The sequence below is a fragment of the Bacillus sp. A015 genome (assembly GCF_053851875.1).
The window spans coordinates 77,973-91,788 of the sequence record NZ_JBSPZB010000014.1 but is presented as its reverse complement, the minus strand read 5'-3'; the positions used below and the strand labels follow the sequence as shown (position 1 = coordinate 91,788).

At 39.6% G+C, this 13,816-nt stretch carries 12 protein-coding genes; 5 read left to right on the top strand and 7 right to left on the bottom strand.

Annotated features, from left to right (window positions below):
- Positions 1-136: 136 nt before the first annotated feature.
- The 7 genes from gyrA to dnaA form a co-directional block, all read right to left on the bottom strand.
- Positions 137-2,641 carry a DNA gyrase subunit A gene (gyrA, locus tag ACSLGF_RS12860; RefSeq protein ID WP_456006010.1) on the bottom strand — a complete coding sequence of 835 codons (2,505 nt, stop codon included), beginning with the start codon at positions 2,639-2,641 and terminating at the stop codon, positions 137-139.
- 230 nt (positions 2,642-2,871) lie between these two features.
- Positions 2,872-4,788 carry a DNA topoisomerase (ATP-hydrolyzing) subunit B gene (gene gyrB / locus ACSLGF_RS12855; protein WP_099726326.1) on the bottom strand — a complete coding sequence of 639 codons (1,917 nt, stop codon included), beginning with the start codon at positions 4,786-4,788 and terminating at the stop codon, positions 2,872-2,874.
- Between the two features lie 57 nt (positions 4,789-4,845).
- The gene (gene remB, locus ACSLGF_RS12850) at positions 4,846-5,091 is read right to left on the bottom strand and encodes an extracellular matrix regulator RemB (protein WP_099726327.1); all 246 of its coding nucleotides are present in this window, start codon (positions 5,089-5,091) and stop codon (positions 4,846-4,848) included.
- A 17-nt stretch (positions 5,092-5,108) separates the two neighbouring features.
- Positions 5,109-6,221 (bottom strand): DNA replication/repair protein RecF, encoded by a 1,113-nt coding sequence (gene recF / locus ACSLGF_RS12845; RefSeq protein ID WP_024718424.1) that lies wholly within the window; start codon positions 6,219-6,221, stop codon positions 5,109-5,111.
- Between the two features lie 16 nt (positions 6,222-6,237).
- Positions 6,238-6,453, bottom strand: coding sequence for a S4 domain-containing protein YaaA (yaaA, locus tag ACSLGF_RS12840; RefSeq protein WP_456006007.1), 216 nt, complete (start codon positions 6,451-6,453; stop codon positions 6,238-6,240).
- A gap of 150 nt (positions 6,454-6,603) precedes the next feature.
- Positions 6,604-7,740, bottom strand: coding sequence for a DNA polymerase III subunit beta (gene dnaN / locus ACSLGF_RS12835; protein WP_456006004.1), 1,137 nt, complete (start codon positions 7,738-7,740; stop codon positions 6,604-6,606).
- 196 nt (positions 7,741-7,936) lie between these two features.
- Positions 7,937-9,277, bottom strand: coding sequence for a chromosomal replication initiator protein DnaA (gene dnaA, locus ACSLGF_RS12830; protein ID WP_456006002.1), 1,341 nt, complete (start codon positions 9,275-9,277; stop codon positions 7,937-7,939).
- A gap of 620 nt (positions 9,278-9,897) precedes the next feature.
- Here dnaA and rpmH point away from each other — a divergent pair.
- From rpmH to mnmE, 5 genes are all read left to right on the top strand, one after another.
- Complete coding sequence (gene rpmH / locus ACSLGF_RS12825; protein WP_008360908.1) at positions 9,898-10,032, top strand: 50S ribosomal protein L34; 135 nt, start codon at positions 9,898-9,900, stop codon at positions 10,030-10,032.
- A gap of 78 nt (positions 10,033-10,110) precedes the next feature.
- Positions 10,111-10,470 (top strand): ribonuclease P protein component, encoded by a 360-nt coding sequence (gene rnpA / locus ACSLGF_RS12820; protein ID WP_008360906.1) that lies wholly within the window; start codon positions 10,111-10,113, stop codon positions 10,468-10,470.
- 164 nt (positions 10,471-10,634) lie between these two features.
- Positions 10,635-11,411, top strand: coding sequence for a YidC family membrane integrase SpoIIIJ (gene spoIIIJ / locus ACSLGF_RS12815; RefSeq protein WP_456005999.1), 777 nt, complete (start codon positions 10,635-10,637; stop codon positions 11,409-11,411).
- Positions 11,408-12,031, top strand: coding sequence for an RNA-binding cell elongation regulator Jag/EloR (gene jag / locus ACSLGF_RS12810; protein WP_456005997.1), 624 nt, complete (start codon positions 11,408-11,410; stop codon positions 12,029-12,031). The genes spoIIIJ and jag overlap by 4 nt, the downstream gene beginning before the upstream one ends.
- Positions 12,032-12,433: 402 nt before the next feature.
- Positions 12,434-13,813, top strand: coding sequence for a tRNA uridine-5-carboxymethylaminomethyl(34) synthesis GTPase MnmE (mnmE, locus tag ACSLGF_RS12805; RefSeq protein WP_456005995.1), 1,380 nt, complete (start codon positions 12,434-12,436; stop codon positions 13,811-13,813).
- Positions 13,814-13,816 lie beyond the last annotated feature (3 nt).

Here is a 13,816-nt window from a genome sequence, read left to right as displayed (position 1 = left end):
TGGAACATGAGAAAAACACCTTCCTTTAGTCGGCTTTTCTCTATTATAAAATGAGGAGATGTAAATTTTAAGGGAAAAATAAAGCTGTCGAGATTTTCTCGACAGCCTGAAAGCCGGTGAAAAACCGGCTTTACTTTTACTCAGATTGTTCTTGATCTGACTCTATGTTTTCTACATTTTCTTCACTGTTCTCTTCATCGTCTTCTGGTGATTGTTCAACTAATGCCACTGTAGCGACATGTTCATCATCACCTAGACGAATCAGGCGGACACCTTGAGTGACACGGCCTGTTGTCGAAATGTCTGAAACGGCCATACGAATGATGACACCGCTCCCTGTAATAATCATCAAGTCTTCTTCAGCTTCAGCATTGGTCGCCTTCACTGTGACAAGCGGACCATTGTTGTCAGTGATCTTGCACGTTTTAAGACCTTTACCGCCTCGAGTTTGAACACGATATTCTTTTTCAGGCGTTAATTTACCATAACCTCTTTCGGTTACGATCAATACGTTTGCATCTGGCTCAAGGATTTCCATTCCAACGACGATGTCATCCTCAGAAAGTGTGATCCCTTTGACCCCAGCTGCCGTACGTCCCATTTCACGAACATCCGTCTCGTCGAAACGAATCAGCATCCCCTTTTTCGTCCCAATGATGATTTGTTTTTCTCCATTGGTTAAACGAACGGCCATCAGTTCATCTTCGTCACGCAGGCTCAGTGCAATAAGACCATTGTTTCGAATGTTTGCAAACTGAGACAATGATGTCCGTTTCGATACACCGTGTCTTGTTGTAAAGAAGAGGTACGAATCTTCATCAAATTCGCTTACTGGGATAATGGCGTTAATCCACTCTCCCTTTTCTACTTCAAGAAGGTTAATAATCGGAATCCCTTTCGCTGTCCGTCCAAATTCAGGAATCTCATACCCCTTGGCACGATAGACCTTCCCTTTATTAGAGAAGAAGAGGATCGTATCGTGGGTCGATGTTGAGATCAGTTGTTCAACGAAATCATCCTCGTTGGTCCCCATTCCTTGGACACCTTTACCGCCTCTTTTTTGACTGCGGTATGTTGATGCGGGCAGACGCTTAATATAACCATTATGAGTCAGTGTAATCACAATGTTCTCAACAGGAATCAAGTCCTCATCTTCGATTGTTTCAATACCCGCTGTCACAATTTCAGTTCGACGCGTATCATTGAAACGTTCTTTGATTTCTATTAATTCTTCTCTAATAATTTCAAGAACTTTCTCATTGTCTGCTAGGATGGCTTTTAATTCAGCAATCAAATCAACAAGTCCTTTATATTCATCTTCTATCTTTTCTCGTTCTAAACCAGTCAAGCGCTGGAGTCGCATATCAAGAATGGCCTGTGCCTGTTTTTCAGACAAGCTATAGTTTTCCATCAAACCATTTCTCGCAATTTCAGCAGTTTGAGATCCTCTAATTAAAGCAATGACCTCATCTAAGTGATCAAGTGCAATTCTCAAGCCTTCTAAAATATGAGCTCTTGCTTCTGCTTTACGCAGCTCATATTCCGTTCTTCTGCGAATGATCACTTTTTGATGCTCAAGATAATATTCAAGACATTGTTTCAGTGATAAAACCTTTGGCTGTCCATCAACAAGCGCCAGCAAGTTGATACCGAATGAGGTTTGAAGTGTCGTTTGTTTATAAAGATTGTTTAATAGAACATGGACATTCGCATCTCTTCTCAGCTCAATGACAATACGCATACCATTACGATCTGACTCATCACGCAAATCTGTAATGCCATCAATCTTTTTATCACGGACAAGATCAGCGATTTTTTCAATCAAACGGGCTTTGTTGACCTGGTATGGGATCTCATTGATAACAATTCGCTGTTTACCGCTAGATGTTTCCTCAATATTCGATTTTGCTCTTAATGTAATAGAGCCGCGCCCTGTTTCATACGCCTTTCGAATACCGCTTCGGCCAATAATTTGTCCTGCTGTTGGGAAATCTGGCCCTGGGATGATATCCATAAGCTCCTGTGTTGTCATTTCCGGGTTTTGACTGATGGCCAATACCCCATCAATTACTTCACCTAATTGGTGCGGCGGAATATTGGTCGCCATTCCTACAGCAATTCCTGTCGCTCCGTTGACCAATAAGTTCGGAAATCTTGCAGGCATCACCATTGGCTCTCTTTCACTGCCATCATAGTTATCTTGATAATCAATGGTATCCTTTGTGATATCACGGAGGATTTCCATAGAAATCTTAGATAGACGCGCCTCGGTATAACGCATCGCCGCTGCTCCGTCTCCATCGACTGAACCAAAGTTTCCATGACCATCAACTAACATATAACGATAGTTGAAATCTTGCGCCATCCGAACCATTGCTTCGTATACAGCGCTATCACCGTGAGGGTGGTACTTACCGATAACTTCCCCAACGATACGTGCAGATTTCTTAAATGGTTTATCGCTTGTCATTCCTAGGTCATTCATCGCATACAAAATTCTTCGATGCACGGGCTTCAATCCATCTCGTACATCTGGTAATGCACGCGAAACAATAACACTCATTGCATAATCTAAAAAGGACGTACGCATTTCTTGACTGATATTCACTTCGCGTACATTTGGTGTATGTTGTTCACTCACTATAAGAACCTCCCTTTACGTATCACATGAAATAAATTATGTGGGAGTAAAATATGTATTTATCTTCACAAGACTATTCTTCATTATATCAATAATCTCTGCTTTATACACATTAATTTACTAGAAAATCAACGAAACATAGAAAACCAGGACATTCGTTTCACAGGCCTGAATCTTGAAAAACAACCTTATTCCAAACAAGAAATAAGGTTGTTCTCAAGGGGACCTATCTAAATATCAAGATTTTTCACGTATTGTGCATTTTCTTCGATAAAGTTTCGTCTCGGTTCTACTTTATCTCCCATCAGCATTTCAAATGTCTCATCAGCATCAATCGCATCCTCAAGTGTCACTTGAAGAAGTGTTCTCGCATCAGGATCCATTGTTGTTTCCCAAAGCTGAGTTGCGTTCATCTCTCCAAGACCTTTATAGCGCTGAAGTCCAGGTTTTGGTGTTTGAGGCAATGTCTTTAGCAGCTCATCTAGCTGTTTATCGTTATACACATACTCAACACGTTTACCTTGCTGCACTTTATATAAAGGCGGCTGCGCAATATACACATAACCGTTTTCAATGATTTCACGCATGTAGCGATAGAAGAACGTTAAGAGCAGCGTGCGAATATGGGCACCATCGACATCCGCATCCGTCATGATCACAACTTTGTGATAGCGAGCTTTCTCTAAAGTGAAGTCTTCACCGATTCCAGTTCCTAACGCTGTAATCATAGAACGAACTTCGTTGTTAGATAAAATTTTATCTAGTCGTGCTTTTTCAACGTTTAGGATCTTTCCTCTTAGCGGTAAAATGGCTTGGAAGTGACGATCACGCCCCTGCTTAGCAGATCCGCCCGCAGAATCTCCCTCTACGATATAGAGCTCAGAGATAGAAGGATCTTTAGAAGAACAGTCTGCCAATTTCCCAGGCAGGCTAGAGACTTCCAGTGCACTTTTACGTCTTGTAAGCTCACGTGCCTTTTTGGCTGCCATTCTTGCACGAGCTGCCATCAGTCCCTTTTCCACGATTTTCTTCGCAGAATCAGGGTTCTCTAGCAAGAATTTCTCCAGTGCTTCAGAGAAAAGAGAATCTGTAATGGTTCTCGCTTCTGAATTCCCAAGCTTCGTCTTCGTTTGACCTTCGAATTGTGGGTTTGGATGTTTAATGGAGATAATAGCTGTTAAGCCTTCGCGCACATCTTCACCACTCAAATTCGAGTCTCCATCTTTGAATACGCCATTTTTACGAGCATAATCATTAATGACGCGCGTCAAACCCGTTTTGAAGCCTGCTTCGTGTGTTCCGCCTTCATACGTATTGATATTGTTGGCGAAAGAATAGATATTACTTGTATAGGAATCGTTGTATTGTAAAGCAACTTCAACAGTGATTCCGTCTTTTTCACCCTCGATGTAAACTGGTTCTTCATGAACCACTTCTTTCGAGCGATTTAAATGTTCCACATAGCTCTTGATACCGCCTTCGTAGCAGTATTCATTTCTCCGCTCTTTTCCTTCGCGTAAGTCCTCAATGATGATGTTAACACCTTTTGTTAAGAAGGCTAACTCACGTACACGATTGGCAAGTGTGTCGTAATCAAATTCAATGGTTTCAGTGAAAATTTCTGGATCTGGCACAAAATGAGTGGTTGTACCTGTTACGTCTGTTTCACCAATAATTTTTAGATCGCCAACTGGAACTCCGCGTTTGAATTGCTGATGATGAATCTTTCCATCACGGTATACTGTCACGTCTAAGGTTGTAGATAACGCATTTACAACAGACGCCCCTACACCATGCAGACCGCCAGATACTTTATAACCGCTGCCGTCAAACTTACCGCCAGCGTGAAGAACAGTCATAATGACTTCTACTGCAGGTCGTCCCATCTTTTCATGAATCCCAACAGGAATACCGCGGCCATTATCTTTTACTGTAATGCTATTATCTTTTTCAATTTGCACTGTAATGTCTGTACAATAACCAGCTAATGCCTCATCAATACTGTTGTCGACAATTTCCCATACAAGATGGTGAAGTCCTTTTGCATTGGTTGCCCCAATGTACATTCCTGGACGTTTTCTAACAGCTTCTAGCCCCTCGAGCACCTGTATCTGATTTTCATCATAACTATTATGTTGCTGTTCCATTGCCACGTACATTCACCTACACTTTTCTTAAACGATATATTTATATGAATTGAGCTTTTAGACTTCAATTTCAATCACAAATGAAGCACGTTTTTTGAGCGTGCTTGAGGAAAGAGGAGAGTAATACACAGATTTAGTTGTGACGACGATGGATTTGGGTGTCCCTTGTGACAACGAAATGATTTGTTCCTCTTGTTTTTTAAGAAATTCCTCTACAACAGAAGATGACCTCATTTTGTAATCAACAATTGCGACAATCTCTCGTGTAGAAACAACACAATCATCACCTAAATGAATATACAAGACTCACACCTCATTTATCAGTCAATTACTTTTCCACTGGCTACTCTGAAAATTTCCGCTTCTTTCAGGGTAGCGTGATCGATGCCTTCAACACTTGTTGTCGTGACGAAGGTCTGTACACGGCCCTGAATGGTATGGAGCAAATGAGACTGTCTATAATCATCAAGTTCAGATAAAACATCATCGAGTAGAAGAATTGGGTATTCACCGATTTCTTCATGGATCAGATCAATTTCTGCAAGCTTTAGTGAAAGAGCTGTTGTTCTTTGCTGCCCTTGAGAGCCATATGTCTGAACATCCCGACCATTCACAAAGAAAAGAAGGTCATCTCTGTGAGGTCCCCACAGTGTCACCCCTCGGTCTATTTCTCTGTCTCTTAGTTTCTGAAACGATTCTTCATAGCTATTCTTTATTTTCGACAAGTCTGACGCTTCTGATACCTCTATCGCTGTCTGGTATTGGAGCGTGAGTGTTTCTAGCTCTCTAGAAATTCCAAAATGCAGCGGCTGCGCCCATTTTTCAAGCTGTTTCGTAAAAGTAAGCCGTCTTTTGACAACTTTCGCTGCCGCATCAATCAACTGCTCTGTTAAAACCTCCAGCATCGCTTGATCCGTTTGCTTTCTTGTTTGCAATTGTTTCAAGTAATGATTTCGCTGAGAGAGGATTTTTTGATAGAGCGATAAATCATGCAAATAAACAGCAGAAACTTGTCCAATCTCCATGTCGAGGAATCTTCTGCGAATTTGCGGGCTGCCCTTCACAAGGCTCAGATCCTCTGGTGCAAACATGATGGTGTTTAAAGCACCAACATAATGACTAAGTTTCTGTTGTTCAATGTGATTGACCTTTCCCTTTTTTCCTTTTTTTGAGATCACGAGCTGCATTGGGAGTGGACCGTTTTTTTTGATGACTCTACCTTCTATTTTAGCATAGTCTTCGTCCCATCGGATAAGTTCTTTATCATTTGACGTACGATGAGACTTTGCCATCGACAATACATAGATCGCTTCCATCAAGTTCGTTTTACCTTGGGCGTTCTCACCGATCATGACATTGACCTTATTGTCGAATTGAAGTTCGGTGTGTTCATAGTTTCGGTATGAGGTTAACGCCAGACTTTGAATGTACATGTATTGTCACCCGTTTCTACTTCACAACTTGAAATGTGCCATAACCTTCAATCTCGACAACATCTCCTGGGTATAATTTACGTCCCCGTCTATTATCTGACTCTTGATTAATGAACACCTCATGTTCACTTAAAAACCATTTCGCCATTCCGCCAGATTGGATGACTTCGGCTAATTTCAAAAACTGCCCTAATGTAATCATTTCTGTTTCAATGGTTATAAGATTAGGCATTGTATCGACCTCTTTCAATATCACTAATATCTAATTGTACTAAAAAACAAGACAAGAAGGAAAGGGGGAAAGCGTACTGGGATGAAAGAAAGCATGGTAAACGAGAAGAAAAGCTGCTGTGCACTCACACAGCAGCCATTTTAGATGAACTTAATACGTTCTTACTGGAAGAATCAATTGCAAGATTGAATCATCATTCGGCGTGCGTAAAAGGAATGGTCTCATCGCACCAGTGAAGCTTACATGAATATCAGTTCCCTCTAATACTTTTAAAGCATCCAGCATATATTTCGGACTGAAGGAGATCTTTAGGTCCTCCCCTTTAATGTCATCCGCTTGAACCGTTTCAACCACTTTACCAATTTCAGGCGAGTTAGAAGAGATTTCAAGATTTTGCGCAGGATCAGCAGACAGTTTCACGACATTATTCCGTCCCTCTCTTGCCAAAAGTGACGCACGATCAATCGCTTGAAGGAATTCTTTCGTGTTCACCACGACATCCGTTTTACTTTCTTGCGGGATAAGGCGAGCTGTATCTGGATAATTACCGTCCAGCAATCTAGAGAAGAACAGCACGTTTTGTGCTTTAAAGAGAACTTGCGTTTCTGTAATCACGATGCTCACAAGATCTTGTCCATCATCAAGAATTTTGCTTAGCTCTGTTAAACTCTTCCCTGGAATGACCACATTGTACGAGCTTTCTTCGTTCATATCTAACTTCGCTTTTCTTAAAGCAAGACGATGGCTATCCGTTGCCGTGCATATTAATTCACCTTTTTCCACCTTCCAGTTTACACCTGTCAAGATAGGTCGTGTTTCTGAGGTGGACACTGCGAAAACGGTTTGACGAATTAAGTTTTTAAGCAGATCTGTTGGAATTTGAAAAGCATGGTGCTCTTCAATTTGTGGCAGATGCGGATATTCTTCAGCATCTAAGCCGTTTAGATTAAATTCTGCTGAACCAGAGCGGATGATGGTCAAATGGTTTTGTTCTACTTCAATTTCGACAGTAGACATTGGCAGTTTCTTAACGATTTCGCTAAAAAAGCGGGCCTGCAGCACAATGCTTCCCGGACGATCAATTGTAATCACTTCTAAATCCCCATCTCTTTTAGGAATAAAGGATTCAATTGAGATATCAGAGTCGCTTCCTGTTAGAGAAACCCCTTCATCAGATGCAACAATTTTAATCCCTGTCAAAATAGGAATCGTTGTTCTAGAGGATACGGCCTTTAATACATCTTGGACACCTTCAACAAGACGATCTTTTTGAATCGTGAATTTCATAGTGGTCCTCCTAAATTTTCTTAATGACATGTATATATATTTATTTAATAAAAATCGTAGAAGTACTAGTAGGGCTTGTGAATATGTGGATAAGTTGGCAAAAAGAAAGGAAAGACAGCCTATCCACATGTGGACAGACTGTGTATGACCATGCTGAAGTTATTCACATTTTCCCGTACTAATCATATCAGCTTGTTTATTTTAATTGTTCTTTGATCTCTTTGACATGCTGCTGAAGCTGTTCATCTTCAACGATTAATTTCGAGATTTTCTCGTGAGCATGAATGACTGTCGTATGATCACGTCCGCCAAATTCTTCTCCTATTTTAGGCAGAGAGGAATCGGTCATTTCTCTAGAGAGGTACATGGCAATTTGTCTTGGATAAGCAACTGATTTCGTCCGTTTCTTCGCTTTGAAATCTTCTAATCGAATATTAAATTGCTGCCCTACAATTCTTTGAATATCTTTAATCGTAATGATCCTTGGCTTCGATGAAGGAATGATGTCCTTTAGGGCCTCAGCTGCCAGATCAGCATTGATGTCTTTATTAATTAGAGAAGAGTAAGCAACGACACGAATCAAAGCACCTTCCAGCTCACGAATGTTGCTGTCGATTTGATTGGCAATATAAAGCATGACTTCATTTGGTATGTCTAAGCCTTCTGCCTTTGCTTTTTTTCGCAAGATCGCAATACGCGTTTCTAGATCTGGCGGGGTAATGTCTGTAATGAGACCCCATTCGAATCGGGAGCGTAATCTGTCTTCAAGTGTCGGAATTTCTTTCGGCGGCCGGTCACTAGAAATGACGATTTGCTTACTTTCTTCGTGAAGTGTGTTGAATGTATGGAAAAACTCTTCTTGTGTTTGTTCTTTTCCTGCTAAAAATTGAATATCATCTATCAAAAGCACATCTACATTCCGATAGCGATTACGGAAGTCGACAGCCTTGTTGTCTCGGATTGAGTTGATAAATTCATTTGTAAATTTTTCAGATGATAGATAGACCACTTTGGCTGATGGATTATGGTCTATGACGTAATGACCAATCGCATGCATCAAGTGGGTCTTTCCTAAACCAACGCCTCCATAAATAAAGAGCGGGTTATAAGCTTTTGCTGGTGCTTCTGCGACTGCAAGTGAAGCGGCATGAGCAAAACGGTTGCCTGAACCAATAACAAAAGTATCAAAAGTATATTTTGGATTCAGCATATTTTGTGGAATTTCAACAGGCTCTTCTTTAGACATTTTTTTAATTGGAGACTTTGGCACGGCTTCCACTTCGTCCTGATTTTGAGGAATAATAAATTTGATGCTGAGCTCTTCACCTGTCAGTTCATAGATGGTATCTGCAATTAGGTGGAGATATCTTGACTCCAGCCAGTCTCTAGCAAATTCATTAGGTGCAGTAATTGTGAGTGTATCTCCTTGAAGAGAATGGGCTTTAGTCGACTTCATCCATGTTTCAAAACTGGGTTTGCTCAATTTTGTCTCTATTTTTTGAAGTGCTTTATTCCACAGATCCAAAATATTTTCCATAAGGCTTCTCCCCCCTCCTTTTCTTTTTAAAATGACCAGTATCAAACTGTTATAGAACACGAAAAAGAGCAAATGGTCATTACCATTCGTGCACATACTTTGTTGAAAACAATTAATATAGTAGAAAAACGTCTTTTCGACAAATTACACAAGTTGTGGATAAACAATTCAACAAGCTGTGTAATAACTTTCCACAGGTTATCCACAGATTGTGGATAATATAAATAGGTCAGATAAGTAATTAAGAGTTAAAACACAAATATAATATCAAAATAAACGAGATGGTGCAATGGGTGTCACAAACTTATCCACAAACTTTACATCCTGTTGAAAAATAATTATCCACACCGGTTATTTGTGTGAAAAAAATGTCGATAATGGATGTGGATAGTCTAAATATGCTGGGAAAATATCCACAACCTTGTTTTGGAGGTCTTTTAGGAGAAAAAAAAGAATAAAATGCTGGAAACTGAAAAAGAAGGTTTCTTCACTTGATAACTTGTGTTATGCTTATAAGGTTGATAATAAGAGTTTTATCATTGATATTGACAATCGATGGGTTACACAAATATAATGAGTTAGACTGTCTTAAACAGCTATTCCTCAGGGAGGTGTCATAAATGAAAAGAACGTTTCAACCAAATAACCGTAAGCGTAGTAAAGTTCATGGCTTCCGCAGCCGTATGAGTTCTAAAAACGGACGTCTAGTTTTAAAGCGACGCCGCAGTAAAGGTAGAAAAAAATTATCAGCTTAGGCCACTGAATAATGTCAGTGGTCTTTTTTACATAAAATCGTAAATGAACTGTCAGTTTTTATCGGAGTGGAAGAAAACATGAAGAAGCGAAACAGGCTAAAAAAAAATGAAGAGTTTCAAAAAGTGTTCAAAAAAGGTCAATCAATGGCTAATCGCCAATTCGTTATTTACCAGCTGGATCAACCAAATCAAGATGAACTGCGTTTAGGATTGTCTGTCAGTAAGAAGATTGGTAATGCAGTGATAAGAAATCGAATTAAACGTCTGATCCGTCAGGTGTTTTTAGAAGAAGGTCATAAGTTAAAGCAAGAAAAAGATTATATTGTCATTGCACGAAAACCAGCGAGTGAATTGACCTTTGAGGAAACAAAGAAATCTCTCCAGCATTTATTTAGAAAATCCGCTGTTTATCAACAACAACCGAAAAAGTCTTCGTAATAGAAACTTTCGTTGAATCAATTTTTAAAAGCGCTTCCTTCATCTAGTGAATTAAAATGAAACCACCACTTTGTAATGAAAAAATGTTACCATACTGATTAGGTGAGTCACTTTCGTAATCAATTCCAACTTAAATAAAGTTTGAAGTAATGGGAGGAATCTTGTTGAAAAGGCGATTATTACTAATATTTAGCTTGATTGGCGTGTTGGTTCTATTGGCAGGATGTACACAAATCAATGAACCAATTACATCAGATAGTGAGGGATTCTGGAATTCTTATATTGTTTACCCGCTATCTCAATTAATCACGTACATGGCAAATTTGACTGGTGAAAACTATGGTGTTGCGATCATTATTGTTACACTGTTAATTCGCTTGCTTATTTTACCATTAATGATTAAACAGTTAAGAAGTACAAAAGCAATGCAAGCTTTGCAGCCTGAATTGAAGAAGCTTCGTGAAAAATACAGCTCTAAAGATCAAAAAACACAGCAGCAGCTTCAGCAGGAAACAATGGCTCTTTTCCAAAAAAATGGTGTAAATCCATTAGCAGGGTGTTTCCCGATTTTAATTCAGATGCCAATCTTAATTGGTTTTTATCATGCGATTATGAGAACAGCTGAAATTAAAAAACATACATTCTTATGGTTTGACTTAGGCAGTCCAGATCCATTGTTTCTATTACCGATTATTGCGGGTGTAGCTACTTTCATTCAGCAGAAGCTGATGATGGCTGGAAATCCTTCGGACAACCCTCAAATGGCAATTATGCTTTGGGTCATGCCGATTATGATCGTTGTGTTTGCAATCAGTTTCCCAGCGGCACTTTCACTGTACTGGGTTGTAGGTAACATTTTCATGATCATTCAAACATTGGTGATTAGAACACCTCAAGTACAAGTTGATACAAAAGAAAAAGCTGGCGGGAATAAAAAATGAAGGAAATAACTGCTGTCGGTCGTACAATCGAAGAAGCAGTAGATTCCGGACTTAAACAAATTCAGCTACTACAAGAAGAAGTTGATATCACAATAGTAGATGAAGGAAATAAAGGGTTTTTAGGATTATTTGGTAAAAGACAAGCTGTTGTTAAGTTAATAGAAAAGAGAGATGCTTTCAAATTAGCTACACAGTATTTAGATAAAATTGTTAAATCAATTGATCCTAAAGCAAAAATTGTTTCCAAGAAGGAACCGAAAAAGATTTCTTTCCACATTGATGGAGATAAAACGGCATTAATGATAGGAAAAAGAGGACAAACTTTGTACTCTTTAGAAACATTGGTACAGTTAGTGTTTAATCGTTATTCCGATCAGTATCACCATATTACAATTGATATTGGAGATTATAGGAAGAAACGTCAAGAAGCACTTGAACAATACGCCATCAAGACGGCAAACCGTGTTTTAAAAACGAAGAGAAAAGTTCATTTAGAACCTATGCCTTCGAATGAACGAAAAGTCGTTCATGATACGATCGCCGCATTTTCTAAAGAACTTGCTACGGCATCGGAAGATACAGGCAGCAAACGTCATGTTGTGGTGCTGTATAAAAAATAGCAGAAAGGCTAAGATTCAGCAAAGCTGGATTTTAGTCTTTTTTTATTGAAAAATTCCCTTTTTATAGAAGATTCATCCTTTATTTCTAAAAATTTAGCGTGTTATTTGGATGAAAAACGCCATTTTTACAATGAAGTAAAGGGATCGGGGCGTTTAAATTTATTGGATTTAGGTGTAAGATGTGAAGATAAGTTGAGAACGTCGTTATTCACATGTGGATAAGTTAAGTGTTAAAATAGACAAGATGCAAAGTTGTGGATAATTAGATATGGGATGCTTTCGCTTCGCTTTCATTTGTGGTATCTTTAAATTTTGGATTAAGCGTTTTTGATATAAAGATGGACAACGTCCATTTAATCGATAAAAGACTGTCTATTAAGTAGAGAAAGAGGTGAATGAGCGGTGGATACAATTGCAGCAATTTCTACACCAATGGGTGAAGGGGCAATTGCGATTATTCGTTTAAGTGGGCCTGATGCGGTACAGATTGCTGATCGTATGTATAAGGGGCCTAAGGAGAAAAAACTTGTATCGATGGATTCCCATACCATTCATTATGGCCATATCGTGGATTCTAGTACTGAGCAAGTAATAGAAGAGGTCATGGTGTCGGTATTAAGAGCACCTAAAACATTTACGAGAGAAGACGTTATTGAGATCAACTGCCATGGCGGAATTGTGACGGTAAATAAAGTATTGCAGCTTGCTATAAGAGAAGGAGCAAGATTAGCGGAGCCAGGTGAGTTTACAAAACGTGCTTTCTTAAATGGAAGAATCGATCTGTCTCAAGCAGAAGCCGTAATGGACTTGATTCGTGCAAAGACAGACCGTGCGATGAATGTAGCGATCACTCAAATGGAGGGACGTCTCTCCGGTTTGATTAAACGACTTCGCGGTGAGATATTGGAGACACTCGCCCATGTTGAAGTAAATATAGACTACCCAGAGTATGACGATGTCGAAGAAATGACACATCGAGTCTTAGTTGAAAAAGCGACATCTGTGAAAAAGGAAATTGAATCGCTGCTGACGACTTCGCAGCAGGGGAAAATTCTTCGTGAGGGCTTATCCACTGTGATTATCGGAAGGCCGAATGTTGGGAAGTCTTCCTTGCTGAATAGTCTTGTACAGGAAACAAAGGCGATTGTGACGGATATTCCTGGAACAACGAGAGATGTCATTGAGGAGTATGTGAATGTAAGAGGGGTACCTCTTCGTCTAGTAGATACTGCGGGTATACGTGAGACTGAGGACATTGTTGAGCGTATAGGGGTTGAGCGATCTAGACAGGTCTTAAAAGAAGCCGACCTGATTTTACTTGTGCTCAATTATAGTGAGGAATTATCAGAAGAGGATATTAAGCTTTTTGAGGCTGTCTCAGGTATGGATATCATCGTGATTGTGAATAAGACAGATCTTGAGCCTAAGCTTGATATAGAAAAGGTCAAGCAGCTAGCGAAAGATCGTCCGGTGGTCACAACATCATTATTACAAGAAAAGGGGATTGATGAGCTTGAAATGGCGATTCAATCACTGTTCTTCACAGGTTCAATTGAAAGTGGAGATTTAACGTATGTAAGTAACACAAGGCATATTGCGCTCCTTCAGGCAGCCAAACAATCAATTGAAGATGCTCTTGAAGGAATTGAAATGGACGTACCGATTGATATTATTCAAATAGATTTAACACGCTGCTGGGAGCAGTTAGGTGAAATTATTGGGGATGCTGTTCATGAAAGCTTAATTGATCAGTTGTTCTCTCAATTTTGTTTAGGAAAGTAAAGG